This is a genomic window from Streptosporangium sp. NPDC004379 (genome assembly GCF_042873875.1).
GTDB lineage: Bacteria > Actinomycetota > Actinomycetes > Streptosporangiales > Streptosporangiaceae > Streptosporangium.
This window is the reverse complement of sequence record NZ_JBIAMC010000005.1, coordinates 419,365-443,236: the sequence shown is the minus strand read 5'-3', so window position 1 is coordinate 443,236 and position 23,872 is coordinate 419,365. Positions and strand designations below refer to the sequence as shown.

The 23,872-nt window shown below is 73.9% G+C and carries 21 protein-coding genes; 6 read left to right on the top strand and 15 right to left on the bottom strand.

All coding sequences use genetic code 11. The features are described 5' to 3' along the window. Positions 1-8: 8 nt before the first annotated feature. Entirely contained in the window at positions 9-1,142 is a 1,134-nt protein-coding gene (locus ACFYSC_RS14180) for a YcaO-like family protein (RefSeq protein ID WP_389961008.1), read from the bottom strand. Positions 1,143-1,586: 444 nt separating this feature from the next. On the opposite strand from ACFYSC_RS14180, the gene polX reads away from it, so the two are divergent. The 3 genes from polX to ACFYSC_RS14165 all read left to right on the top strand — a co-directional run bounded on the left by polX (position 1,587) and on the right by ACFYSC_RS14165 (position 6,591). Continuing rightward, positions 1,587-3,269, top strand: a complete 1,683-nt coding sequence (gene polX, locus ACFYSC_RS14175) for a DNA polymerase/3'-5' exonuclease PolX (RefSeq protein ID WP_389961006.1) — start codon at positions 1,587-1,589, stop codon at positions 3,267-3,269. Positions 3,270-3,475: 206 nt separating this feature from the next. Further along, complete coding sequence (locus tag ACFYSC_RS14170; RefSeq protein ID WP_389961004.1) at positions 3,476-4,615, top strand: sulfite oxidase; 1,140 nt, start codon at positions 3,476-3,478, stop codon at positions 4,613-4,615. Positions 4,616-4,890: 275 nt separating this feature from the next. After that, positions 4,891-6,591 (top strand): wax ester/triacylglycerol synthase family O-acyltransferase, encoded by a 1,701-nt coding sequence (locus tag ACFYSC_RS14165; protein WP_389961002.1) that lies wholly within the window; start codon positions 4,891-4,893, stop codon positions 6,589-6,591. A 6-nt stretch (positions 6,592-6,597) separates the two neighbouring features. Here ACFYSC_RS14165 and ACFYSC_RS14160 read toward each other — a convergent pair whose 3' ends face one another. Further along, positions 6,598-7,269 carry a TetR/AcrR family transcriptional regulator gene (locus ACFYSC_RS14160; protein ID WP_389961000.1) on the bottom strand — a complete coding sequence of 224 codons (672 nt, stop codon included), beginning with the start codon at positions 7,267-7,269 and terminating at the stop codon, positions 6,598-6,600. Between the two features lie 114 nt (positions 7,270-7,383). Between ACFYSC_RS14160 and ACFYSC_RS14155 the strand changes: the two genes are divergently transcribed. Beyond that, positions 7,384-8,307: an aldo/keto reductase gene (locus ACFYSC_RS14155; RefSeq protein ID WP_389960998.1), complete on the top strand. Its 924-nt coding sequence runs from the start codon at positions 7,384-7,386 to the stop codon at positions 8,305-8,307. Positions 8,308-8,394: 87 nt separating this feature from the next. Here the strand turns inward: ACFYSC_RS14155 and ACFYSC_RS14150 are convergent, their stop codons facing one another. From ACFYSC_RS14150 to ACFYSC_RS14140, 3 genes are all read right to left on the bottom strand, one after another. Further along, positions 8,395-10,005 carry a cation acetate symporter gene (locus tag ACFYSC_RS14150; protein WP_389960996.1) on the bottom strand — a complete coding sequence of 537 codons (1,611 nt, stop codon included), beginning with the start codon at positions 10,003-10,005 and terminating at the stop codon, positions 8,395-8,397. Then, positions 10,002-10,409 (bottom strand): DUF485 domain-containing protein, encoded by a 408-nt coding sequence (locus tag ACFYSC_RS14145; RefSeq protein ID WP_389960994.1) that lies wholly within the window; start codon positions 10,407-10,409, stop codon positions 10,002-10,004. Before ACFYSC_RS14145 ends, ACFYSC_RS14150 begins: the two co-directional genes overlap by 4 nt. Positions 10,410-10,577: 168 nt before the next feature. After that, complete coding sequence (locus ACFYSC_RS14140; RefSeq protein ID WP_389960992.1) at positions 10,578-11,081, bottom strand: hypothetical protein; 504 nt, start codon at positions 11,079-11,081, stop codon at positions 10,578-10,580. A 112-nt stretch (positions 11,082-11,193) separates the two neighbouring features. Here ACFYSC_RS14140 and ACFYSC_RS14135 point away from each other — a divergent pair, with 112 nt between their 5' ends. Beyond that, on the top strand, positions 11,194-12,156 hold the full coding sequence (locus ACFYSC_RS14135; protein WP_389960990.1) for a GlxA family transcriptional regulator: 963 nt from the start codon (positions 11,194-11,196) through the stop codon (positions 12,154-12,156). 23 nt (positions 12,157-12,179) lie between these two features. Here ACFYSC_RS14135 and ACFYSC_RS14130 read toward each other — a convergent pair whose 3' ends face one another. From ACFYSC_RS14130 to ACFYSC_RS14100, 7 genes are all read right to left on the bottom strand, one after another. Further along, positions 12,180-13,382 carry an MFS transporter gene (locus ACFYSC_RS14130; RefSeq protein ID WP_389960988.1) on the bottom strand — a complete coding sequence of 401 codons (1,203 nt, stop codon included), beginning with the start codon at positions 13,380-13,382 and terminating at the stop codon, positions 12,180-12,182. Continuing rightward, positions 13,382-14,866, bottom strand: a complete 1,485-nt coding sequence (locus ACFYSC_RS14125; RefSeq protein ID WP_389960986.1) for a YcaO-like family protein — start codon at positions 14,864-14,866, stop codon at positions 13,382-13,384. Before ACFYSC_RS14125 ends, ACFYSC_RS14130 begins: the two co-directional genes overlap by 1 nt. Before the next feature lie 6 nt (positions 14,867-14,872). Then, the gene (locus ACFYSC_RS14120) at positions 14,873-15,025 is read right to left on the bottom strand and encodes a hypothetical protein (protein ID WP_362943071.1); all 153 of its coding nucleotides are present in this window, start codon (positions 15,023-15,025) and stop codon (positions 14,873-14,875) included. 267 nt (positions 15,026-15,292) lie between these two features. Next, positions 15,293-16,792: a cation acetate symporter gene (locus ACFYSC_RS14115; protein ID WP_389960984.1), complete on the bottom strand. Its 1,500-nt coding sequence runs from the start codon at positions 16,790-16,792 to the stop codon at positions 15,293-15,295. Further along, a complete protein-coding gene (locus tag ACFYSC_RS14110) occupies positions 16,789-17,358 on the bottom strand; it encodes a hypothetical protein (protein ID WP_389960982.1) in 570 nt (189 codons plus the stop codon). The genes ACFYSC_RS14115 and ACFYSC_RS14110 overlap by 4 nt, the downstream gene beginning before the upstream one ends. After that, positions 17,355-18,116 (bottom strand): LytTR family DNA-binding domain-containing protein, encoded by a 762-nt coding sequence (locus ACFYSC_RS14105; RefSeq protein ID WP_362943077.1) that lies wholly within the window; start codon positions 18,114-18,116, stop codon positions 17,355-17,357. Before ACFYSC_RS14105 ends, ACFYSC_RS14110 begins: the two co-directional genes overlap by 4 nt. A gap of 114 nt (positions 18,117-18,230) precedes the next feature. Next, positions 18,231-19,427: a histidine kinase gene (locus ACFYSC_RS14100; RefSeq protein ID WP_362943080.1), complete on the bottom strand. Its 1,197-nt coding sequence runs from the start codon at positions 19,425-19,427 to the stop codon at positions 18,231-18,233. A 174-nt stretch (positions 19,428-19,601) separates the two neighbouring features. On the opposite strand from ACFYSC_RS14100, the gene ACFYSC_RS14095 reads away from it, so the two are divergent. Next, positions 19,602-21,530, top strand: coding sequence for a family 43 glycosylhydrolase (locus ACFYSC_RS14095; protein ID WP_389960979.1), 1,929 nt, complete (start codon positions 19,602-19,604; stop codon positions 21,528-21,530). Positions 21,531-21,626: 96 nt separating this feature from the next. Here the strand turns inward: ACFYSC_RS14095 and ACFYSC_RS14090 are convergent, their stop codons facing one another. The 3 genes from ACFYSC_RS14090 to ACFYSC_RS14080 all read right to left on the bottom strand — a co-directional run bounded on the left by ACFYSC_RS14090 (position 21,627) and on the right by ACFYSC_RS14080 (position 23,585). Next, positions 21,627-22,196 (bottom strand): hypothetical protein, encoded by a 570-nt coding sequence (locus ACFYSC_RS14090; RefSeq protein ID WP_389960977.1) that lies wholly within the window; start codon positions 22,194-22,196, stop codon positions 21,627-21,629. Positions 22,197-22,446: 250 nt separating this feature from the next. Continuing rightward, positions 22,447-23,187, bottom strand: coding sequence for a DUF3618 domain-containing protein (locus tag ACFYSC_RS14085; RefSeq protein WP_389960975.1), 741 nt, complete (start codon positions 23,185-23,187; stop codon positions 22,447-22,449). Next, positions 23,184-23,585 (bottom strand): phage holin family protein, encoded by a 402-nt coding sequence (locus tag ACFYSC_RS14080; protein ID WP_389960973.1) that lies wholly within the window; start codon positions 23,583-23,585, stop codon positions 23,184-23,186. The genes ACFYSC_RS14085 and ACFYSC_RS14080 overlap by 4 nt, the downstream gene beginning before the upstream one ends. Between the last annotated feature and the right edge of the window lie 287 nt (positions 23,586-23,872).

Here is a 23,872-nt window from a genome sequence, read left to right as displayed (position 1 = left end):
GTGACCTCCTAGGCGATCGGGCAGGCCAGACCGGCGGGCGGGGTGAGCGGTTGGAGGACCTCCGAGCCGTGGCACACCACGCGGTGCACCGCGTACGGCCCGACCGAGGGCAGCCGCACCTCGGCGGGCTGGTGGCCGAACAGGGCTTCGGCGGTCTCCAGCAGGCGGGCCGTCGTGACGGGGACGGTGCGGGGTTCGCCGGCGCCTGAGGTGCGCCGCCGCACGAAGTCCAGGTGCCGCGGACCGGCGGCGGCCGCGGCGAGGCCCCTTTCGCGGTCCCGGTCACCCGGCCGCGTGGGGCTCCCGTCCCGGCCGCCCGGCCGCGCGGAGCTCCCGTCCCGGGTGCCCGGCTGGGCGGGAACCTCGCCGCGATCACGGGTGCCCGGCCGCGCGGGGCGTCTCGGGGCGGAGAGGGCGAGGCGGTTTCCCACCGCCTCGTAGACCGCGTGCCGTACGGCGTCCGCGGTGTCCCCCCGGGCGGCGGCGCCGCAGGTCAGCGCGGTCCCGTCGGAGCGGTGCAGGAAGGCGGTCACGACGTCGGGCGACAGCCCCGCCACGCGGAACGTGCGGAGGACGACGCCGCCCGCCCGCAGCGCTCCGGTCAGGCCCGGCGGCAGCACGGCGTCGTGCAGGTGGTCCAGCTCCTCGAACAGGATGTCCCCGGTCCGCCAGCCGCGCTCCAGCACGTGCCGCTCGATCACCTCCAGCAGCGCGGCCGTGCGCGCCCGCTCCCGGTCGGGACCGGCGGCGGTGCCGGCCGACGTCTGCACGCACCAGCGCGTCTCCGGCGGCGGAGGGTCCCAGCCGAGGAAGACCGCCTGGGCGGGCACGGCGACCTCCGTGCCGTCGCGCATGCCGTGGCCGGCCACCCAGGACGTCGGCGGGGAGCCGGCGGCGGCGTGCGCGGCCGGTGCGATCACGGGCCGGTCGCCGGGGCCGGCCAGGACCGGCAGCGCGCCGGAGGCCGACAGGTGGCTCACGTGCTGGGCGTACTCCCCCGCCGCCCGGCGGGCGGCCCGGCCGGGGTCGGCGTCGCAGGCTCCGCCGCTGACGCCGGCGTCGTCGGCCGTCCAGGCCACGTGCAGGATCCCGCCGACCAGCGGGCGCACGATGGGCCGCGGCGCGGCGTCGCCCTGGTCCATTGGTCTCCCTCTCCCTCAAGCCGGCACGCCCGGGGGTTCCGTCGGTCCGGCACACTCCGGGGTCACCTCGAACCGGCGCACCCGGAGTCCGGGCGCGGGGGCGTCAGCATCGGCGACCCGCCCCGCAGCGCCCTCGGATCACGCGCCGCCCGGTCGCGGGGCGGCGACGGTCTCGTCGCGCGGCACGTCAGTACGACTTGTTGCCGAGGACGTCGAACTCCTGCGCCTCCTCGTCGACCTGACCGAGGTCCCAGTTGATCTCCATACCGTTCACCTCCTTTCTCTTCTCTCACTCCTTTCGATCGTGATCCACGGGCTCGTCCGGGTGCACCTTCCGGTGTGCTGGGCGCCGCCCTCCGGCACGGCGGGCTTCCGCCGCGATCCGCCGCGGCGGGCGGCGGCGGGCGCCCGGGGAATGTCGGGGCGATCTCCTAAGCTGGGCCCATGGCACGAGTGAACGACGCCGTCGCGGCCGCCCTGGAGGAGTACGCCGAGCTGTTCGCGATGACCGGCGGCGACGCCTTCCGGGTGCGCAGCTACCAGAAGGCGGCCAAGGCGATCGCGGGCTTCCCCGAGGACATCGCGACCACCGCCGTGCGCTCGGTGCCGGGGGTGGGCGAGGCGATCGCCAAGAAGGTCGAGGAGTTCCTCAGCCGGGGCAGCTTCCGTCAGCTCGACGACCTGCGGGGAAAGGTCCCCGAGGGGGTGAGGCGGCTCACCCGCGTCCCCTCGCTCGGGCCGAAGAAGGCCGTCTTCCTCTTCCAGGAGCTGGGCATCGACTCCCCCGAGGCCCTGGCCGAGGCGATCGGGCAGGGGCGGCTGCGGGGCGTCAAGGGCTTCGGCGCCAAGACCGAGGCCAACCTGCTGCACGGCCTGGAGCAGATGGAGCAGGCCGGCGCCCGGGTGGACATCGGCACCGCCATGGACCTCGCCGAGCAGATCATCGCCTCGCTCGGCGCCGAGCGGATCGCCTACGCCGGGTCGCTGCGCCGGATGAAGGAGACCATCGGCGACATCGACATCCTGGCGGTCGGCCCGGAGAGCCTGATGGACGACTTCCGCGGCATGCCGTACGTCGCGGAGGTCATCGCCTCCGGCGAGAAGAAGACCTCGGTCCGCACCACGCAGGGCGTCCAGGTGGACCTGCGGCTGGTCCCGGCCGCCTCGTGGGGCGCGGCCATGCAGTACTTCACCGGTTCCAAGGAGCACAACGTGCACCTGCGGGAGATGGTGGTGAAGCGGGGCTGGAAGCTGTCGGAGTACGGCCTGTTCGACGGCGCCCGGGTGATCGCCGCCGAGCGCGAGGAGGACGTCTACGAGGCGCTCGGCATGCCGTGGATCCCGCCGGCGCTGCGCGAGGACGGCGGGGAGATCGACGCGGCGCTCGCCGGGGAGCTGCCTGACCTGGTCACCGTCGCCGACCTGCGGGGCGACCTGCACACCCACACCGACCTGACCGACGGCATCGCCACCCTGGAGGAGATGACGGCGGCCGCCGCCGCGCGCGGCTACTCCTACTACGCCGTCACCGACCACGCCCCCGACCTGGCGATGCAGCGGATGACCCTGGAGCGGGCGCTGGAGCAGCGCGAGCGGCTGCGCCGCCTCCAGGCGGAGTATCCGGACATGCGGCTGCTGCACGGCACCGAGCTGAACATCGGCCCCGACGGGTCCGTGGACTGGCCGGAGGACGTGCTGGCCGGCTTCGACGTGTGCGTGGCCAGCGTGCACTCCCACTTCACCCAGTCACGGGAGGAGATGACGCGGCGGTTCATCGCCGCCTGCGAGAACCCGCAGGTCCACATCATCGGTCATCCCACCACCCGCCGGATCGGCCGGCGCCCGCCGGTGGACGCCGACTGGGACGAGGTGTTCCGCGCCGCCGCGCGCACCGGCACCGCGATGGAGATCGACTCCGCCTCCGAACGCTCCGACCTGCCCTCCGACCTCGTACGGCGGGCGCGGCATCATGGAGTGAGGTTCTCCATCGACAGCGACGCCCACTCCGTTCCGGGGCTCGCGGGCCAGCGGTTCGGGGTCGGCGTGGCCCAGCGGGGCTGGCTGACCGCCGAGGATGTGATCAACACCTGGCCGCTGGAGCGGCTGCTGGACTTCCTGGGCCGCTGACGGCCTCCGGAGGTCGCTGCGAGGCGTCGGCGGCAACCAACCGCCGCACCTCGCGACCGGGACGCGGCCAGGGGGCCGCCCCACGGTGGCGGTCACCCCGGCCACCGGGGCGACACGGTGGCGGGAGGTGACACGCCCGTCACAACCCCTGCACAATTACGCGGTTATCTGGTAGGGAATAACTGTAACCGGGGAAGGGGAGCAGCATGCCGTACACGGCCGAGAGCGGGACGGGACAGCGCCATGGAACCCGCGGGGACGCCGGCTCCGGGATCGTCAAGCCGCTGCCGCCGGAGCTGTTCGTCGTACACGACACCAACGCCGAGACACGCTGGGAGGCGCTGGGAGGCGTCGGCTACCACGTGCCCGCCGAACGATTCTTCGTACGCAACCACACCTCCACCCCGATCATCGACGCCGCCGCCTGGCGGCTGCGGCTGCACGGCTCCGGCCTGCGCGCGCCCCGCGACTTCGGCTACGCCGAGCTGCTGTCGCTGCCGGCGGTGACGCGGGACGTGATGATCGAGTGCGCGGGCAACGGCCGCAGCCTGTTCGCCTCCCAGCAGGGCCAGGAGGTCATCGGCACCCCCTGGCGGCTCGGCGCCGCCGGCGTGGCCCGCTGGCGCGGGGTGCCGCTGTCCACGGTGCTGCGGCTGGCGGGCGTCACCCCCGACGCGGTCGACGTCATGCCGCGCGGCCTCGACCCGCACTACGTCGAGGCGGGCGTCGACTTCGGGCGGGTGCGCCGGCCGATCCCGGTGGCCAAGGCCCTCGACGACGTGATCCTCGCCTACGAGATGAACGGCCGCCCGCTGCCGCCCGACCACGGCCACCCGGTACGGCTGGTCGTGCCCGGCTGGATCGGCCTGGCGTCGATCAAGTGGGTCGGCGACATCGAGGTCTCCGCCTCCCCCCTGAGCTCGCCGTGGACCACCGAGTTCTACCGGATGTTCGGCGCGTCCCACCCGCCGGGAGGCGGTGAGCCGCTGAGCACGCAGGGCATCAGGAGCGCCTTCGAACTGGCGTGGGGGGCCAGGCTCGCCGCCGGGCACCCGCACGTGCTGCGCGGCCGCTCATGGTCGGGCAACGGCCGGATCACCGGGGTACAGGTCAGCCTGGACGGCGGCGCCACCTGGCGACCGGCCCAGCTGCACGGCTCGCACCTCGCCCCCGCCTGGGTCCGCTGGCACGTCACCTGGTGTCCCCGCGCCACGGGACCGTACGAGCTGATGGCCAGGGCCGTCGACGAGACGGGGGCCGTCCAGCCGGACCGCACCCCGCACAACCGGTTCGGATACATGTTCGACGCGGTCGCCCGGCACCCGGTGACCGTGGTGAACACCTGAGCGAGAAACGCCGGTGATTTCCAGCGGGAAGCGATCACATGGAATTCCCGTACGCAGTTCTTACCCGTTCAAAAGGACGTGGGACATTTCCCTTGGAGCGCGGAGGTATTAGCTGATCAGGCAAGACAAGCCGCCGGAATCCATGGTCGGTCCGCCGGATCGAATCCGGAAAGGACGCCTGGCGTCGCACAGGGGAAACGAGGGGGAAACGAACCGGAGCGATGATGGCCGCACCTGTTCTTCCACCGTCCGTTTCCCGCGAGAAGGGCCGACCGATGCGACAGCTGTCCGCGCTGGACGCGCAGTTCCTGCACGCCGAGTCGGCGACCACCGGGGCCCACCTCGCCGGGGTCGCGATCCTGGACGCCTCCCGCTCCCCCGGCGGCGCCGTGACCCGCGAGGACGTCATCGGGCTGCTGCGTGAGCGGCTGCACCTGCTCCCGGCGCTGCGGCTGCGGCTGGCCGAGGTGCCGTTCGGCCTCGACCGGCCGTACTGGACGGAGGCCGCCGGCCTCGACGTCGCCGACCACGTCCACGAGGTCGTGCTGCCGCTGCCCGGCGACGAGTCCCAGCTGGCCGACGAGATCGCCCGCATCCACGAGCGCCGCCTCGACCGGTCGCGCCCGCTGTGGGAGATGCATCTCATCCAGGGCCTGAGCGGCGGCCGCGCCGCCCTGTACACCAAGGTCCACCACTGCGCGGTCGACGGGATGTCGGGCGTGGAGATCCTGGCCTGCCTGCTGGACCTCACCTCCGAGATCCGTCCCGTCCCCGCGCCCGAGCCTCCGGACCCGCCGCCGCCCGCCCCCGACCCGGCGGAGATGCTGGCCGTGGCCGTGGCCAGGTCGGTCTCCCACCCCGCCAGGGCGCTGCGCTCCCTGGGCCGGCTGGCGGCCGACCTCGACGCGATCCCACTGCTCGGGGCGCTGCCCGCGGCCCGGACGGTGGCCGCCGCGGCCCGGATGATCACCGGCGGCGACTCCGCGCTGCCGGAGATGCCGCCCCTGGTCGCCCCGCCCACCCCGTTCAACGGCCCGATCAGCGCCCGGCGGCGCTTCTCCTACGGCGCGCTGCCGCTCGCCGAGGTCAAGAGGGTCGCCCGGACCTTCGAGCTGAGCGTCAACGACGTGGTCATGACGCTGTGCGCCTCGGCGCTGCGTTCCTGGTTGCGTGAGCGTGACGCGCTGCCCGCGGATCCGCTGGTCACCGCGGTCCCGGTCGCGGTCCGTACGGCCGGCGCCCGCGACGGTTCCCACGACGACTCCGCGGCCGGGGTCGGCAACCGGCTCTCGGCGATGATCGCCCCGCTGGCGACCGACGTCGCCTGCCCCCTGGAGCGGCTGCGGGTCACCGGGGAGGCGATGCGCCGGGCCAAGCGGCGCTTCGCGGCCGCGCCCGCCACCTGGCTGGACGAGCTGTCGGCGGTGCTGCCCGCCCCGGTCACGGCCATGGCGACCCCGGCTGTCTTCCGGCTGGCCTCGATCGTGCTGCCGCCGATCAACCTGATCGTCTCCAACGTGCCGGGGCCGCAGTTCCCGCTGTACCTGTGCGGCGCCCGGGTCCTGGGCTACTACCCGATGTCGGTGCTGACCGACATGACCGGCGGGGTCAACATCACCTGCTTCTCCTATGACGGATCGCTCGGCTTCGGCGTGCTGGCCTGCCCGGACCGGGTGGCGGACGTCTGGCGGCTCATGGGCCACCTGCAGGAGGCGATGGACGAGCTGACCGAGCTGGCCGGGACGGCGGACGTCCGCCCGGCCCCGTCCGCCGCGCCGTTCAAGACCCCGGCCCCCGACCCGGCTCCCGGCCCGGCCCCGGCGGCCGGCCCCGACCCAACGGCGGTCCCGGACCCGGCGGCGGTCGTGCCGACGGCCCCGGCGCCGGTCACGGTCCCTGCCGCTCCGCCGATCACCGTCACGGTGCCGGAGGTCGCGGCGCCGGAGGTCTCGGTGCCGGAGCCGGCCCTGGCCTGAGCCGGATCAGCCCAGGGCGTGGGCGATCAGCTCGGCGACCGCGTCGGGGTCGATGGTGTGCCCGGTGAGCTGGCAGAGGTTCTCCTGGTAGAGGAGCACCGCGGCGAAGGTGACGGCGGCGACCTCCAGCCGGGCGGCGTCTCCTCGCGGGGTCGGCAGCGCCAGTTCCAGGGCGAACCGGGCCCGGAGGATGATCTCGCCGTTCAGGCGGCCCAGCCGCTCGCGGACCGACCCGTGCGTGTCGGCCTCGCGGAACAGGATGCGGCGCATCGCCGGGGAGGCGCGCAGCGGCAGCCGCCGGGCCAGCTTCGAGAGCGTCCCCGCGGCGTCACCGGGGACGGCCTCCACCTCGGGGGCCTCCTCCACGAGCGTGCGCTCGTCGACCAGCGTGACCAGCACGTCGATCTTCCTGGGGAAGTAGTGGAAGACCAGGCCCTTGGGCACGTCGGCCACCCGGGCGATCTCCGCCGTCGAGGTCGCCTCGTAGCCGCCGCCGGCGAACAGCGTCTCGGCGGCGTCGAGGATGCGGGTGCGCGCGCCGGGATCGCCGCCGTCACGCCCGGGTCCGGGCCGCCCACCGGGATCGCCGCCGTCACGTTCGCGTCCGGGCCGCCCGCCGGAGCCGGCGCGGTCACGTTCACGTCCCGGCCCGCCCCGCCGCTGCCTGAAGCCGCTCACAGGCCGACCATAACTACGGGCCCGGCCGGATTTCCATGCCGCCGGAGGGAGATCACCGTACGGCCGGCACCGCGCGGCGCGGTGCTCCGGCCGGGAGGAAATACAGTGAGCCGCATGAGCTTTTCCGAACTCAACCTCTTCCCGCTCTGCCTGGGCGGCAACGTCTTCGGCTGGACCGCCGACCGCGAGGACTCCTTCGCCGTCCTGGACGCCTACGCCGAGGCGGGCGGCAACTTCATCGACACCGCCGACGTGTACTCCGAGTGGGTCCCCGGACACGCCGGCGGGGAGTCGGAGACCATCATCGGCGAGTGGCTCAGCGCCCGCGGCAACCGCGACCGGATCGTGCTGGCCACCAAGGTCGGCATGCTGAGCGGCCGTCCCGGTCTGTCGGAGAGGAACATCCGGTCGGCCGTCGAGGACTCCCTGCGCAGGCTGCGGACCGACTACATCGACCTGTACTGGGCGCACGTCGATGACGCCGACACCCCGCTGGAGGAGACGCTCGGCACGTTCGGCGAGCTGATCGGCGAGGGCAAGATCCGCAACATCGGCGCGTCCAACTACGGCCCCGAACGGCTGGCCGAGGCCCTGGACGTCTCCGGGCGCGAGGGCCTGCCTCGCTACGGGGTGCTGCAGCAGCCCTACAACCTGGTGGAGCGCGGCTACGAGGGTGCGTTGCGCGACGTGGTGGCGGACCGGGGGCTGACCAGCACGCCGTACCACGGTCTGGCCCGCGGCTTCCTGACCGGCAAGTACCGGCCCGGGGTCGAGGTGGACAGCCCCCGCGCCGGCGCCGCCGGCCGCTACCTGGAGGAGGAGCGGGGCCGCCGGGCGCTCGCCGCGCTGGACGAGGTGGCCGCCGCCCACGACGCGGTCCCGGCCACCGTCGCGCTCGCCTGGCTGGCCGCCCAGCCCACGGTGGCCGCGCCCATCGCCAGCGCCCGCAACGTCGAGCAGCTCAGGCCGCTGCTGGCCGTCGCCGAGCTGGAGCTGACCGACGGCGACCTGAAGCTGCTGGACGAGGCGTCCCGCTGACAGGGAAGGGGTCCCGCGGCGTCCGGAACAGGACGCCGCGGGACCCCTTCCCCGATGCCGCGGGACCCGCCGGGCCCCGCGGCGCGGTCAGTGCTGGACGGCCTTCTCCGCGCCGACGCCGGTGAGCGAGCGGACCTCGATCTCGGCGTACTTGGCGGCGTTGTGCTCCTTGCTGAGCACGGTCCCGAGGTAGCCGAACAGGAAGCCCAGCGGGATCGAGACCAGGCCGGGGTTGCTGAGCGGGAACCAGGAGAAGTCCGCGCCCGGGATCAGCGAGGTCTCCGCGCCCGACACGACCGGCGAGAAGATCACCAGCAGCAGGGCCGAGGCCAGGCCGCCGTAGATCGACCAGACCGCGCCGGAGGTGTTGAACCGGCGCCAGAACAGGCTGTAGAGGATCGCCGGCAGGTTGCCCGAGGCGGCGACCGCGAAGGCCAGCGCCACCAGGAACGCCACGTTCTGCTTCTGGGCGAGGATGCCCAGGCCGATGGCGACGGCGCCGATGACGAAGGCGGCGATCCGGGCGACCGCGATCTCCTCCCGGTCGGTGGTCTGGCCGCGCTTGAAGACGTGGGCGTACAGGTCGTGGGCGAAGCTGGAGGAGGAGGCCAGCGTCAGCCCGGCGACGACCGCCAGGATCGTGGCGAAGGCGACCGCGGCGATCACCGCCAGCAGGATCGTGCCGCCCACCTCGCCGAAGACGGCCCGGCCGATCGCCTCGGCGAGCATCGGCGCGGCGGTGTTGCCCGCCTTGTCCTGCGCGGCGATGGCCTTGCCGCCGACCAGCGCCGCCGCGCCGAAGCCCAGCACGAGGGTCAGCAGGTAGAAGACGCCGATGATGCCGATGCCCCACAGCACCGACTTGCGGGCCTCCTTGGCGGTGGGGACGGTGTAGAAGCGGATCAGGATGTGCGGCAGGCCGGCGGTGCCCAGCACCAGCGCCAGGCCCAGGCTGATCAGGTCGAGCTTGCCGGCCAGGCCCTGGGCCTCGGTGCCGTACTTGCCGCCCGGGTTGAGGAACGCCTCGCCCTTGCCGCTCTGCGCGGCGGCGTCGCCGAGCAGGCCGGAGAGGTTGAAACCGTACTTGCCGAGCACCAGCAGGGTGATCAGGGTCGCGCCGCCCATGAGCAGCACGGCCTTGACGATCTGCACCCAGGTGGTGCCCTTCATGCCGCCGACGACCACGTAGACGATCATCAGCAGGCCCACGGCGACGATGGTGAGCGCCTTGCCCGCCGGGGAGGTGACGCCGAGCAGCAGGCCGACCAGTGCGCCCGCGCCGACCATCTGGGCCAGCAGGTAGAAGATCGACACCACGATGGTGGAGACGCCCGCCGCGGTGCGCACCGGGCGCGGGCTCATCCGGAAGGCCAGCACGTCGGCCATGGTGAACTTGCCGGAGTTGCGCATCAGCTCGGCGACCAGCAGCAGCGCCACCAGCCAGGCGACCAGGAAGCCGATCGAGTACAGGAAGCCGTCGTAGCCCGACAGCGCGATGGTGCCGGCGATGCCCAGGAAGCTCGCGGCCGACATGTAGTCGCCGCCGATCGCCAGGCCGTTCTGCGCGCCGCTGAAGGACCGGTTGCCGGCGTAGAAGCCCGCGGCGTCCTTGGTGCTGCGGCTGGCCCGGAAGGTGATGCCCAGCGTGATCGCGACGAAGAGCAGGAACAGGATCGTGGAAAGCGTCTGGTGGCTCATTCGGCGCCGCCCCTCACGTCGGTCCCGCCGTCCTTCGCCTCGGCCCCGGCCGCGGCGGTCACTCCGGTCCCGGCCGCGCCGGTCCCGCCCTCCGCCTCGTGGCGGATCTCGTCGGCCAGGGGGTCGAGCTTCGCGGCGGCGTGCCGGGAGTAGGCCCAGGCGATGAGGAACGTCGAGACGAACTGCAGCAGGCCGAAGATCAGCGCCACGTTGATGTTGCCGAGGACCTTCGTGCCCATGAAACCGCGCGCCCAGGCCGACAACACGACGTACAGCAGGTACCACACCAGGAACACCGCGGTCATCGGGAACACCCACGCCCGGAAGCGCCGCTTCAGCTCCTGGAACCGCTCCTCACTCTGGATCTGTTCATATAGGGATGAATCATGTTGTCTGGTGGTCACCGGACCTCCCACGCATGTGATCTGGGTCACCGACAACGTAGGAGGAGGGGTTCTCCGGCGAGGAGACCCGGCGGCGGACTCTTCGCCCAGCCGCCGCCGGACGGCGTTCAACCGGTCACGGCCCGCGATGAACGGTGCGATCCCTGCGCCGAACGGTCCGCCGTACCCTCAATCGGCCGTGGCGGTGGAGCCGGCGGGGGCCGCGGGGACGGCAGGGGCGGAGACGGCGACGGCCTCGGCGGAGGCGGGGACGGCGGTTCCGGCGGGGGCGTGGCAGCCGGTGTACTCGTCACGGCGCCACAGCATCGCGGCGAGCATGAGGGGGAACATCGCCACGTGCGCCGCCGTCATCATGGTCCCTGCGCCGATGACGCCGGCCCACAGCAGCGGGAAGAGCGGCGCCACCGGCACGAACATGGCGGCGCACATCTCCAGGGTGCTCGCCCAGCCGTGGCCGCGGTAGCGCATCCACACGGCCATGCCGACGGACATGTTCACCGCCATCACCAGGTACGCCCCCTCGGGATGCTCGTCGTGGGACAGGCCCAGCCCGGCGGCGTCCAGCGCCAGTCCGAGGAGGAGCATCCCGGCGAACATGGCGACGACCATCTCGGCGTAGTGGCGGGCGAAGCGGCCCCAGGAGGGACGGGCGGGGGATGCGGTGTCGTTCATGGCTCCACTGTGCGGCCGGATCGGCCTCCCGCCGGAACCCCGAGGGGGTATATGTCCGGAAACTTGGGCATAATGTCTTCCGAACCAGCGATCACCTCATAAGGTCCCTCCCATGAGCGAACGGCGCATCACGGTCATCGGCTACGACGGAGCCGAGCTCCTCGACATGGCCTGCGTGACCACGCCCTTGGAGATCGCCAACCTGGTGGGCGCCGCGCCCGCCTACCGCGTGCGCCTGGCCACCCCCGGCGGCCACCCCGTCACCTGCGGCACCGGCCTGGTGCTCCAGGCACAGGAGGCCCTGGAACGGGTGAACGGGCCCCTGGACACCGTCATCGTGTCCGGCGGCATCGGGCACGAGGCCGCCGCCGCCAACCGGCTGATCCTCGCCCACGTCCGCCGCCTGGCCCGCGACAGCCGCCGGATCGCCTCGGTCTGCACCGGCGCCAGCGTCCTGGCCGCCGCCGGCCTGCTGAACGGCCGGCGCGCCACCACCCACTGGCAGTGGGCCCACCGCCTGGCCTCCCGCCACCCGGAGGTCACCGTCGACCCCGCACCGATCTTCATCCGCGACGGCAACACCGCCACCGCGGCCGGCGTCACCAGCGCACTGGACCTCACGCTCGCCTTCATCGAGGAGGACAACGGCGCCGAACTGGCCCGGCGGGTGGCCCGCTACCTGGTGACCTACCTGCAACGCCCCGGCGACCAGGCGCAGATGAGCATGTTCACCGCCGCCCCGTCGCCCGAGGACACCCTCGTCAAACGGATCGTCGCGCAGATCACCGCCGACCCGGCCGCCGACCTGTCGGCCGCGACGCTGGCGGCCGTCGCCGGCGTCAGCGAGCGGCACCTGACCCGCCTGTTCCTGCGGCACCTCGGACAGACCCCCGGCCGTTTCGTACGGCAGGCCCGCACCGAGGCCGCCGCCCACCTGCTGACCTCCACCTCCCTGCCGGTGGCCGCCGTGGCGGCCCGCTGTGGCTTCGGCACCGCCGAGACCCTGCGCCAGGCCTTCGTCGCCCGCTACGGCGTCTCCCCCTCCGGATACCGCGCCACCCGGCAACCGGCCTGACCGGCCCTCCACGGGAGGCCCGGTCAGACGGCGCTCGGACGCCCGGCCGAGGACCCCATGGACCGGGCCCGCAGAGCGTGCGCCCCGGCCAGGCACACCGTCGTCCCCACCACGCCCAGCAGGACCCGGTGGTCGAAGAGCGCCACCAGCACCGCCCCCGCCGCCAGGGACGCCAGCTGGACGGCGCCGGCGACCGCGTCGAAGGCGGCCGAGACCCTCCCGACCAGATGACCGGGGCTGCGCCGCTGCGTCAGCGTCGCCTCGGCCACGCCCGCCAGCGTCAGCCCGGCGCCCCCCGCCGCCATCGCGGCGAGCACGACCACCCCGGCGGGCACCATCCACAGCAGCACGGCCACGCCGTACAGGGCGATGCCGGCGCCGACCGCGAACAACTCGCCGTAACGGGCGATCACCGCCGCCGCGCCCAGGCCACCGGCGATCGCGCCGACGCCCATGGCGGTGGAGGTGACCGCGGTGAACTCCGGCGGCCGGCCCAGGCCGTGCTCGATGACCGCGAAGATCAGCGACTCGGTGGCGCCCGCGATCGCGAACATCATGCAGAACGCCGTCACGGTACGGCGCAGCAACGGATCACCGGCCAGGTGCCGGGCACCGGCCAGGAACTCGTCCCGGGGCCGGCCCCGCGGAGCGGCCGGCCCCGGCGGCGGCGCGGACAGCGACGCGAAGGCCGCGGCGGCCACCACGAAGGTGACGACGTCGAACAGCACCACCGCGCCGATTCCCCATACCGCGTAGACGGCCATGCCGAACAGCGGCCCCACCAGGCGCAGCCCCTGCCGGGCGGTCTGCAGCGCCCCGTTGGCCCCGGCGAGTGCCTCCGCCGGCAGGATGGCCTTCAGCAGCCCGCCGAGCGCCCCGGACGTCGCGGCGTACGAGAGCCCCATGGCGGCCGAGACCGGATAGACCAGCCAGAAGGTGTCGCGCCCGGCCACGGCGGCGAGCGGGGTGATCGCCACGGCCGCCAGCAGGCAGGTCGCGACCAGGAACCTCCTGCGGTCCACCCGGTCGATCACATATCCGAGCAGCGGCGACAGGCACAGCGGCGCGGTGAAGAAGAACAGGGTCAGCCCGGCGGCGCCGTCGGAGCCGGTGAGCTTCTTCGCCAGGACCGCCGGGATCAGCAGCAGCGACGCGTCCCCCAGCAGGCTGACGACCATCGCGAAGTAGACGATCCGGAACCGCCGGTCGCGCAGGGCCGCGCGCATCACCGCTTACCGGCGAGCCGCCGCGCGGCCCGTCCCGTCGGCAGCACCGGGACGGCGCTGTGCACCATCGCGAACGCGTCCAGACCGGGAACGATCACGGTGAGCACCGGGCAGCGGGCCCGCCCGGGATTCCAGCGGAAGGCGTAGGCGGCGAATCCCGCGGCCTCCAGCCGCCCGAGGATCTCGGCGACCTGCCCGGCCACGCTCCGCCGTCGTTCGAACCGCTCGCCCATACGCTCCCGCTCCGTCAGATGATCACCCGCCGTCCGATCCGCCTCGCCTGCCGCGCCCGACCGGCTCTCCTCTCCGCCCGGCCGGACATCACCCGGCCCGGCGCCGCCCGGCTCTCCGCCCGGCTCTCCGCCCGGCCAGACACCGGCCACCAGGCGCGGGCCCAGCGGCTCGGGATCCAGCCGCGCGCACCGCTCCAGCAGCGGCCAGCGCCGCAGGCTCTCCAGCCTGCGCGCCAGGGTCAGGTCCACCCCGAGCGACATGTTGAACGACGACTGGACCACCTCGCTCAACGCGCGCTCCACCGCGTACCCCGGATCCAGCGAGGCCCCCGAGCCGATCACCCCGGGGTACGGTCCGGCCCGGGAGGGGAGCGCACAGTAGGCGGGGATTCCCAGGTCGGAGGTCATGTCGATGACCAGCGGCGGCGCCCCGAGACGCGCCCGCGCCCCGGCGTGCAGGCGGCGCAGGTCATCCGGCAGCCCGTCCGGATCGACGACCCGGATCGGCGTGTCCGCGTCGAGGTACCAGTCGAGCAGGGCGTGCGACAGGGCGTCCCGCTCGACGACCTCCAGCAGCCCGTGCAGGACGGCCTCGGCCTCGGACGTCCCGGCGGCCGTGCCGCTGTCGTAGGCGTACCGCAGATACGACTCGTAGCCCAGGTCGTCACCCGGGACGGGATGGCTGCGGCAGGACGGCGACCGGGCGAAGGCCGGATACCAGATCGCCGGCCGCCCCGGGGAGGAACCCCCCGGTGAGGAACCTCCCGCGGAAGACGACGCGGCCCCGGCCCGCCCGGGACCGGCGACCAGTCCGGACACCCGCGAAGGCTCCCCCGGCGGCTCCCCCAGCGGCTCGGCCCGCAGACAGGCCACCGCGGCACCGGGATGGTCACGGGCGAGGCGATGGATCATCTCCTCGCCGCGCAGCTCCGGCTGGGCCACCACGGCCTCCACCGGCAGCACCCGCACCCGGACGGCGTCCCGGGCGAGCGCGGCCTGCCCCCGATCGTGTTCGAGGTGCTGCCACGCCTCGAACATCGCACTCACCCTGCTCTGCGCGCCGGCCCCCTTGCCCAGGGACGCCGTCACGGCCCTCCCCGACCGGTCACGGACGGTGCAGCGATGGACGGGGAACTCCGGCGAGCCGGCGGAGACGAACTCCGCCGACAGGCCGAAACCGGCGAACAGCTCCTCGATGACGGACAACGCCTCCGCCAGGCCGGTCTCACGCTCCCGCTGGGCGCGCGCCACCGGCCGTCAGCGGGCGCCGGCGAGCACGCCGGGCGCGAACCGCACGGAGAAGAACTCATCGAGGAGAAGCGCCTCGGCGGGGCTGAAGGAGAAGGACGCCTCCAACTGGAAGCCGTCCTCCCCGGTAAGGCACCGGCCGTTGGAGTTGCTGTTCCCCATCGCACGCTCCCCACCTCGGAACGGACCCTTTACCGATCATTCCTTCACACGTCATGATCCGCGTCAAGGGCGGCGGGGACACCGGCCACCCCTGTCCGGATCGGGGGCCACGGGGCCCGGCGCGACCCCGGAACCACCGGAACCACCGGTCTCCGGCCTCCGATCGGGGGAAAGACGGGATCGCGGTGGGGGCCCGGCGCCGGCCCACCCGGACCGGGCCCGATCAGGGCGAACGGGATGGCGGTGGAGACCCGTGAGCCGGTCCCGTCACGGGGAACGGGGCCGCCAGTCGCCCCGGTCCAGGTTGAGGGTCTCGGGGGTGTGCAGGCGCACCATCGTGCGCGCCACCCCCGGCGGGATGCGGCCCGGCGTCAGCAGCGAGACCACGATCATCACCCCGAACGCCACCGGCACCGTCCACGCCGCCGGCTGCGCCAGCAACGCCCCGGCCAGCCCGGTGTGCGGGCCGCCGCCGATCGTCAGCAGCACCGCCCCGCACGCCAGCCCGCCCCCCGCCAGCAACCCGGCCATCGCCCCGGCCGAGGTCAGCCGCCGCCACCAGATGCCCAGCACCAGCAGCGGGCAGAAGGACGAGGCCGCCACCGCGAACGCCAGCCCCACCACGTCGGCCACCGGCAGCGTGCGCGCCCACGTCGCCAGGCCCAGCGGCACCACCACCGCCACCACCGCCGCCGCGCGGAACGAGCGGACCCCTCCCTTGAGGATGTCCTGGCCGATCACCCCCGCCACCGACACCGTCAGCCCCGAGGAGGTCGACAGGAACGCCGCGAACGCCCCCGCCGTGACCAGCGCCCCCAGCAGATCGCCCACCACTCCCCCGACCACCCGCCCGGGCAGCGCCAGCACCACCGTGTCACCGCCCGACAGCTCCGGTGCGTAGACCCGCCCCAGCGCGCCGTAGACCGCCGGCAGCAGGTAGAACACCCCAAGCAGGGACAGCACCACCAGCGTCGTACGGCGCGCCGCCCGCCCGTCGGGGTTGGTGTAGAACCGCACCAGCACGTGCGGCAGCCCCATCGTGCCCAGGAACGTCGCCAGGATCAGCGAATACGTCGAGTACAGGCCGTACTCCTTGCCGCTGGCCAGCGGCAGCGCCCAGGTCGCCGCGTCCCCCGCGCTCAGCCCCGGGGCGCCGTCCGCCCGCCAGGCCACCAGCAGGAACACCACCGGAACGGCCAGCGCGGTCAGCTTCAGCCAGTACTGGAACGCCTGCACGAAGGTGATCGACCGCATGCCGCCCGACACCACGTTGACCGCCACCACCACGGCCACCAGCGACCCGCCCATCCACTCCGGCGCACCGGTGATGGCCCGCAGCACCAGACCCGCGCTCTGGAACTGCGGCATCAGGTACAGCCAACCGATCAGCACCACCAGCACCCCGGCCAGCCGCCGCACCGCCATCGACTCCAGCCGCGCCTCGGCGAAGTCCGGCAGCGTGTAAGCCCCCGAACGGCGCAGCGGCGCCGAGACCAGCACCAGCAGCACCAGGTACCCGCCCGTCCACCCCACCGGCAGCCACAGCATGTCCACGCCGTAGGTGAGGATCAGCCCGGCGACCCCCAGGAAGCTCGCCGCCGACAGGTACTCCCCGCCGATCGCCGAGGCGTTCCACAGCGGCGAGACCGTCCGGGAGGCGACGTAGAAGTCCGAGGTGGTCCGCGACAGCCGCACCCCGAACGTCCCGATGAGCACCGCGGCCAGCATCACCAGGACCACGGCCGTCACACCGTACGCCGCGTTCACCGGCCACCCTGCCGGTCCGCCGGCTCGGCGGAAAGCCGCCCGTCGCGCCCGTCCGGCCGGTCCACCAGCTCGGCGAAGTGCCGCTCGTAACGCTCGGCCTGCCGCACGTACAGCCACGCCCCGGCCACGAACCCCGGGTAGACCAGCCCCGCCAGCAGCGCCCACGGCACCGGCACCCCGAGAAGACGCGCCGCGCCCAGCTCAGGAACCAGCATGAACAGCAGCGGCAGCCCGCCGGCCACGCACCCCAGCACCGTGCAGACGAACAACGCCAGCCGGAACTGTGTCCGCACCAGCGACCTCATGTAGACCTCGCCCAGCCGCGTCTGCTCGTCGATCTCCCGCGTCGCCGGATACCGCGGATGCCGGGCCGCGGTGGTCCGCGGGCTGGTCACCACCTCCCGGCGCGGCCGCTCGGCCTCCCGCTCCCTCCGCGGCCGCTCCCCCTCCCGGCCCTCCCGGGCATCCCTGCCCACCCGGTCCACCGCCCGGGTGAACCGCTCGGCCATCCGCCGCCGCGGCTCGGCCTCCTCCCGCGGCTCGGCGTCCCTGCCGTCCCTGCTCATTCGCCCCTGCCCCGGCGGGCCCGGCGGACCAGCAGGTCACGCAGCTCACGCGTGTGCCGGCGGCTGACCGGGATCTCACTGCCGCCCACCCGCACCACGCACCGGCCCGACTCGATGTGCAGCTCGTCGATGTGCTTGACCGCCACCAGATGGCTGCGGTGCACCCGTACGAACCCCGCCGCCGACCAGCGCTCCTCCAGCGTGGCCAGCGAGATGCGCACCAGATGGCTGCCCGCGGCCGTGTGCAGCCGCGCGTAGTCGCCCTGAGCCTCCACGTAACGCACCTCGGCGCTGGACACGAACCGGGTGACGCCCCCCAGCTCCACCGGGATCGTCTCGGGCTCGGCCCGGCCCGCACCGTCCCCGTCCGGCAGCTCCGCCGCCACGCACACCCGCCGGATCGCCTCCGCCAGCCGCTCCGGCCGCACCGGCTTCAACAGGTAGTCCTCGGCCTTGATCTCGAACGCGTCGACCGCGTGCTCCTCGTACGCCGTCACGAACACCACCCGCGGCGGGTTGGCGAACTGCGACAGCAACCTGCCCAGCACCACCCCGTCCAGCCCCCGCATCCGGATGTCCAGGAACACCGCGTCCACCGGCCGCCCCTCGGCGATCGCCCGGTCCAGCACCCGCAGCGCCGCGGCGCCGTCCCTGGCCAGGAAGACCTCGCCGATCCGCGGATCGTCCCGCAGCAGGTAGGCCAGATCCTCCAGGGCGGGAAGCTCGTCGTCCACCGCCAGCACACGCAGGCCGGTCACGGTCACCCCTCGACATCGTTCACATGCGAATCCCTAGAGGGTGATGAACCAGACATCAGGTGTCAACAGTCTCCGCCAACCTCCGGGAGGGCCACCCGTGGCCTCACAGCAGGCTCAGGTGGCCGACACCCCCGGGTGATACTTGGGAACCCGCACACTGATCTTGGTCCCGGCACCCCTGCCGGTCTCCACGACCAACCCGAACTCGTCACCGTAGACCTGGCGCAACCGCTCGTCCACGTTCGCCAGACCCACCCCGCCGGCCCCGGAACGCTCCTCGGCGTCCCCCGCCAGGATCCCGCGCAGCCGCTCCGGATCCATCCCCACCCCGTCGTCCTCCACGCTGATCCGGCACTCGGCGCCCGCGTCCTCCGCGATGATCGCGATGCGCCCGGTCCCCGGCTTGCTCTCCAGGCCGTGCCGCACCGCGTTCTCCACCAGCGGCTGAAGACACAGGAACGGCACCGCCACCGCCAGCACCTCAGGGGCGATCCGCAACGTCACCTGGAGCTGGTCACCGAACCGGGCCCGCTCCAGGGTGAGATACCGGTCGATGGAGTGCAGCTCCTCGGCCAGCGTGGTGAACTCCCCGTGCCGCCGGAAGGAGTACCGGGTGAAGTCCGCGAAGTCCAGCAGCAGGTCCCGCGAGCGGTCCGGGTCCGAGCGCACGAAGCTCGCGATGGTCGTCAGCGAGTTGTAGATGAAGTGCGGGGAGATCTGCGCCCGCAGCGCCCGCACCTCCGCCTCCATCAGCCGCGTCCTGGACCGGTCGAGCTCGGCCAGCTCCAGCTGGGAGTCCACCCAGCTCGCCACCTCGTGGGCCGCCCGGACCAGCCCCGCCGAGGCGTGCCCGCCGTAGGCGGCCAGAGACCCCACCACCCGGCCGTCGGTGGTGAGCGGCACCACCACGGCGAACCTGATCGGGCACTCGGGGATGTCACACGAGACGACCTCCGGCCCCAGCACCCGGGTACGGCCGCCCGCCAGCGTCCTGGCCGCGTGCCCGAACGCGTCCGGGGCGTGGTGGTCGCCCTCGCCGTCGTAGACCAGCAGCCGCTCCCCGTCGGTGATCGCCAGCGCCGGGGAGCCGAGAAGCTCGCGCAGGTGCCGGGACGCCTTCTGCGCGCCCGCCTCGGTCAGCCCGGCCCGCAGCGGCGGCGCGGCGAGCGAGGCGGTGTGCAGGGTCTCGAACGTGGCCCGCTCGGCCGGGCTGCTGCCCAGCTCGCGCCGGCCGCGCAGCACCCGCCACAGCACCAGCGCGGGGACGCCGACCAGGACCGTCACCACCAGCACCGCGACGAGGGGTTCCACGTGCCGGACCCTACCGCCGGGATCGTTGTACGGCCAACGCTGCTTTACATAGTAGATCACGAATTGGACGTGAACGGACCGGCGAATACCCAATGACCCTTTACAACGTTGAATACAACGTTGTAGAAACGGCTGGACACGATCGTCGGGGGCGAGGAACCGAGGAGAGACCCCTTGCGCACCAGAACCGTCCGCCGCGCCCTCGCGGTCGCGGCCGGAGCCGCCTGCCTCCTGGCGGCGTCCCCCGCCACCCCGGCCGGAAGCAGCGCCGCCCCGGCGCGAGACATCACCCGGCCGCGCGACGCCACCCGGCCGCAGAGCGCCGCCCCGGCCCAGAACACCGCTCGGAGCACCGTCCCGGCCCGGAGCGCCGCCCAGGACACCGGCCGGGCGCCGGACGGCGCCCGGGACCAGGGCGCCGCCGTCCCCGCCCGGACGCCGCTGGGCACGTACGTCAACCCGGTCAGCCGGGACTTCGCCGACACCTTCGCCGACCCGTCGGTCATCCGGGGCGACGACGGCTGGTGGTACGCCTACGGCACCAGCGACCCCCTCCGGGAGGGCGAGGGCACCCGCCACCTGCTGCCCGTCTCCCGCTCCCGCGACCTGGTCCACTGGACCCACGTCGGCGACGCCTTCACCGAGAGCACCATGCCCTCCTGGGCCGACGTCGCGGGCGGCGCGAGCCTGTGGGCGCCCGACGTCCGCAAGGTGGGCCGCGAGTACCGGCTCTACTACGTGGTCACCCAGACCACCGTCACCGGCGAGCCGAACGACAACGCGATCGGCATGGCCACCGCGCCCACCCCGGCCGGCCCCTGGACCGACTCCGGCGCGCCGGTCGTCGGGCCCCGCAGGGGCCCCGGCGGCGCGGGCGACTTCAAGTGGACCTTCGACCCGGCGCTGGCCGTCGACACCGACGGCGCCCAGTACCTCGTCTACGGCTCCTACTACGGCGGGGTCTTCGTCACCCGGCTCGACGCCGCCGGACGGCGCGCCGCAGGAGAGCCCACCATGATCGCCATCGACAACCGCTTCGAAGGCGGCTACCTGGTCCGCCACGGCGGCTACTGGTACCTGTTCGCCTCCTCCGCCGACTGCTGCGCGGGCCCGGCGACCGGCTACAGCGTCTACGCCGGCCGCTCCCGCGACATCACCGGCCCCTACCTCGACCGCCAGGGCGTGCCGCTGAACACCTCCCGGGCCGGCGGCACGATCGTCATCGCCCCCAACGGCAACCGCTGGGTCGGCACCGGCCACAACGCCGTCCTGACCGACGACACGGGCCAGGACTGGCTGCTCTACCACGCCATCGACCGCTCCGACCCCTACCTCGACGAGCCGTACGGCGTCAACGAGCGGCCCATGCTGATGGACCGGCTCGACTGGATCGACGGCTGGCCGACCGTGCGGGGCGGCCGCTGGGCCTCCGAGGACCCCCAGCCCGCGCCCGGCCGGCGCGATCCGCGGCGCCGGCCCGCGCCTGACCCGGTCCCCGGCCCGGTGGACCGCGCCCGCAGCGACGAGTTCGACGGCACGGCCCTGCGTCCCGGCTGGTCATGGATCCGCTCCCCGCAGGGCGCGCTCCGCGACGGAGAGCTGCGCTGGCCCACGCAGGCCGCCGAGCTCAACCGCGACGACAACACCGCCTCGGTACTGCTGCGCGACGTGCCCGAGGGCGACTGGACGGCCGAGACGAAGCTGACCATCGACCTGGGGACCGACACGGTCCGCAACTACCAGCAGGCCGGCCTGATCGCCTACGCCGGGGACGACCTCTACGCCAAGCTCGTCCACGCCGCGATCTGGAACACCCGCCAGACCGAGTTCGGCAAGGAGATGCCCTACGCCGGCCGGATCGCCTACGGCGGCACGATCGTCGGGCCGCCCGCCGAGACCACCTGGCTGCGCCTGGTCCACCGCGTGGACCCGCGCGACGGCGAGCACGAGCTGCGCGCGGCCACCAGCCGCGACGGGCGCGAATGGGTCCACGGCGGCGTGTGGACGCTGCCGGCCGGGGCCGACGTGCGCGTCGGGCTCGTCTCGATGGGAGGCGCCGGGGCCACGGCGCGGTTCGGCTACTTCCGCCTCCACCGCCGCTGACCGCGGCCGGCCGCCCGCGGCGGGCGGGCCGGCGGGGACCCCTCTCCCCGCCGGCCCCGCCTCCCCGCGGCCCGCCCCCGGACCGCCCGCCGGGCCTCAGGAGACCTTCGTGGTGACCGTACGGCTGAAGCGGTAGTTGCAGAACTTCGCCCGGGCCTGGGCGCGGCTGTGCCGCCGCGCGTGGTCCCGCTCGTTGAGCCCGTCGAAGCTGTCGAAGCCCAGGGTCGCCGCGGCCGCGCCGCGGGCTCCGGCCGGAAGCCGGGCCGAGAGCACGACCCTGCCCTGCCTGGGGAGCCCGCCGCGGGCCTCGCACCAGACGCCGTCGGCGTACCGCCCGCAGGGGAAGGTCGCCAGCCGCCTGCCCGCGGTGTCGAACAGCGTCGCCCGCGAGGGCCCGCGGGCCCCTTTGGGGAAGGATCCACCCACCCACTGGTAACCCCAGTAGGGGGCGAAGGACGGCGTCCAGGTCGTGGAGTAGTCCAGGACGTAGGTGACCTCCCGCCCGGGGGCGGCCCGGGAGGCGCCCCGCACGGTCAGGTCGAAGGCGATGAGCGCCTCCCGCTCGCATTTCCTGGCGCTGAGGCAGCCGGCGTCGGCTGACGACGCCGGGGACAGCGCGGTCGCGACGAGGGTGAGTCCCGCGGCCAGTCCGAGAGCACGGCGCATGTGACCTCCTGGGGGTCCTGCCGATCGGGCGGGGCCGTGGGGCCCCGCCCGCCGGTGGGTTGCCTGCATCGGCACTGAGGACAACGGACGCGGCCCCGGAACGGTTCAGCCCGCCGGGGAATCCCAGGGTTTCCGGGCGGACGGAAGGGAGGGGGTCCGCCGTCCGCCCGGAGGCGGCCAGACTACTCCCGTCGGCTTCAGAGCCGGCCGCGCCCCGGCCCCCGGCGGGACCGGGGCGTGACCGGCCCCCCTACCACCCGCGCCGTCGCGCGGCCGTCCGCCGTACGGTGACCCGCCGGGTCCCGGCCCGGTTCCGGCGCAGCGACCGGAGCACGAGCACGGCCAGGGCGGCCGCCGCCGCGGCGGCCAGGGCGGCCGGTTGCCGGCCCGCCGTGTCCTTGAGCCGGACGGGCGCCCTCTCCTTCACCCGGCCGACCACCTCCGGCGCCGCGGCCCGCGCCCGGGTGACCATCCGGTCGGCGCCCTGCTTGACACGGGCCTTGACGTCGGTCTTCTGCACCAGGGCCTCCACGGTGTCACCCAGTTGCCGGCGGGAGTTCTCGATGTCGCGGCGCACGGACTCCTTGGTGTCCTTGACCGTGCCCCGGTCGCCCCGCGTGTCGTTCCGCGCCGGAGCCCTGCCGTCGGTCATCGTCCCCCCGGACGCGGTGACGCCGGCCGTGCCCGTACCGGCCGCGCCCACCCCGCTCGCCGCCGTGCCGGTCCCGACCGCGCCGGACCGGCCTCCTGCGGCGTTCCCCCCGGTGGCGCCCGCCACGGCGGCGGACGGGCCGGCGTCGCCGTCAGGGGCCGTCCGGGTGTACTCGCCCGTCGAGGCGCCGGAGACCGGGGCGTACGGCGTCTTCGGCGGGATGTCCAGCGACTGCCTCTCGTCCGGCGGCACCGGCATGCCCACCGGCTCCCGGCGGGAGCCGGTGACACCGGCCGCCTCACTCCCCTGGCCGGCCCTGCCCGGATCGGTCTCGGTCATCGGTGCGCCCTCTCCTTCACCGTGTCGATGTCGTGCTTGACGCTCTCGATGGTGTGCCGCGGAGCCGGCGGGCCGGCCTCGGACACCTGCTGCTTGCCCAGCAGCCCGAGGATCCCGGCCACCGCCAGCAACACCACGCCCACGATCAGCGCGGACAGCCAGCCCGGCAGGACCAGGGCGAGGGCCAGGATCGCCGCGGCGACCAGGGCTCCGCCCCCGTACAACGCCATGGCTCCCGCTCCGCCGAACAGTCCGGCGCCGAGCCCGGCGTGCTTGCCCTTCTCCGCCAGTTCGAGCTTGGCCAGGCGCAACTCGTCCCGGACCAGGCGCGAGACGTCCTGCGAGAGCTGGCGGACCAGCTCCGCCGTGGACAGGGTCTCCCTCTGAGTGTCGGTCATGGCATGCCTCTCCTCCCTGCAGGAGAAGCGCCTACCCCCTCCTGCCATGGCAAACATTCCCGGCGGCGGCCGGTCGCGAGGCGCCGGGCGGCCTCGCGCCCGGCGCTCGCGACGGCCCGCGCCGTCACCGCGGGGAGGAGCGCGCCTGCGCCGGTGACGGCCCGTACGCCGCCGGGAAGGGAGCGGCGGACCGCCCCTCCCCACCCGTCCGCGCGTCCCGTGGACCGGGCCCACGCGGATTCATGATCGATGTGACCGGTGTGGATACCGGTTCGATCCTGGCCATA

Excerpts from the sequence above, each read along its gene's own strand:
- ACFYSC_RS14180 (WP_389961008.1), bottom strand. The coding sequence starts at position 1,142 with ATGGACCAGGGCGACGCCGCGCCGCGGCCCATCGTGCGCCCGCTGGTC.
- polX (WP_389961006.1), top strand. The coding sequence starts at position 1,587 with ATGGCACGAGTGAACGACGCCGTCGCGGCCGCCCTGGAGGAGTACGCC.
- ACFYSC_RS14170 (WP_389961004.1), top strand. The coding sequence starts at position 3,476 with ATGCCGTACACGGCCGAGAGCGGGACGGGACAGCGCCATGGAACCCGC.
- ACFYSC_RS14165 (WP_389961002.1), top strand. The coding sequence starts at position 4,891 with ATGCGACAGCTGTCCGCGCTGGACGCGCAGTTCCTGCACGCCGAGTCG.
- ACFYSC_RS14155 (WP_389960998.1), top strand. The coding sequence starts at position 7,384 with ATGAGCTTTTCCGAACTCAACCTCTTCCCGCTCTGCCTGGGCGGCAAC.
- ACFYSC_RS14150 (WP_389960996.1), bottom strand. The coding sequence starts at position 10,005 with ATGAGCCACCAGACGCTTTCCACGATCCTGTTCCTGCTCTTCGTCGCG.
- ACFYSC_RS14140 (WP_389960992.1), bottom strand. The coding sequence starts at position 11,081 with ATGAACGACACCGCATCCCCCGCCCGTCCCTCCTGGGGCCGCTTCGCC.
- ACFYSC_RS14135 (WP_389960990.1), top strand. The coding sequence starts at position 11,194 with ATGAGCGAACGGCGCATCACGGTCATCGGCTACGACGGAGCCGAGCTC.
- ACFYSC_RS14130 (WP_389960988.1), bottom strand. The coding sequence starts at position 13,382 with ATGCGCGCGGCCCTGCGCGACCGGCGGTTCCGGATCGTCTACTTCGCG.
- ACFYSC_RS14120 (WP_362943071.1), bottom strand. The coding sequence starts at position 15,025 with ATGGGGAACAGCAACTCCAACGGCCGGTGCCTTACCGGGGAGGACGGC.
- ACFYSC_RS14110 (WP_389960982.1), bottom strand. The coding sequence starts at position 17,358 with ATGAGCAGGGACGGCAGGGACGCCGAGCCGCGGGAGGAGGCCGAGCCG.
- ACFYSC_RS14090 (WP_389960977.1), bottom strand. The coding sequence starts at position 22,196 with ATGCGCCGTGCTCTCGGACTGGCCGCGGGACTCACCCTCGTCGCGACC.
- ACFYSC_RS14085 (WP_389960975.1), bottom strand. The coding sequence starts at position 23,187 with ATGACCGAGACCGATCCGGGCAGGGCCGGCCAGGGGAGTGAGGCGGCC.
- ACFYSC_RS14080 (WP_389960973.1), bottom strand. The coding sequence starts at position 23,585 with ATGACCGACACTCAGAGGGAGACCCTGTCCACGGCGGAGCTGGTCCGC.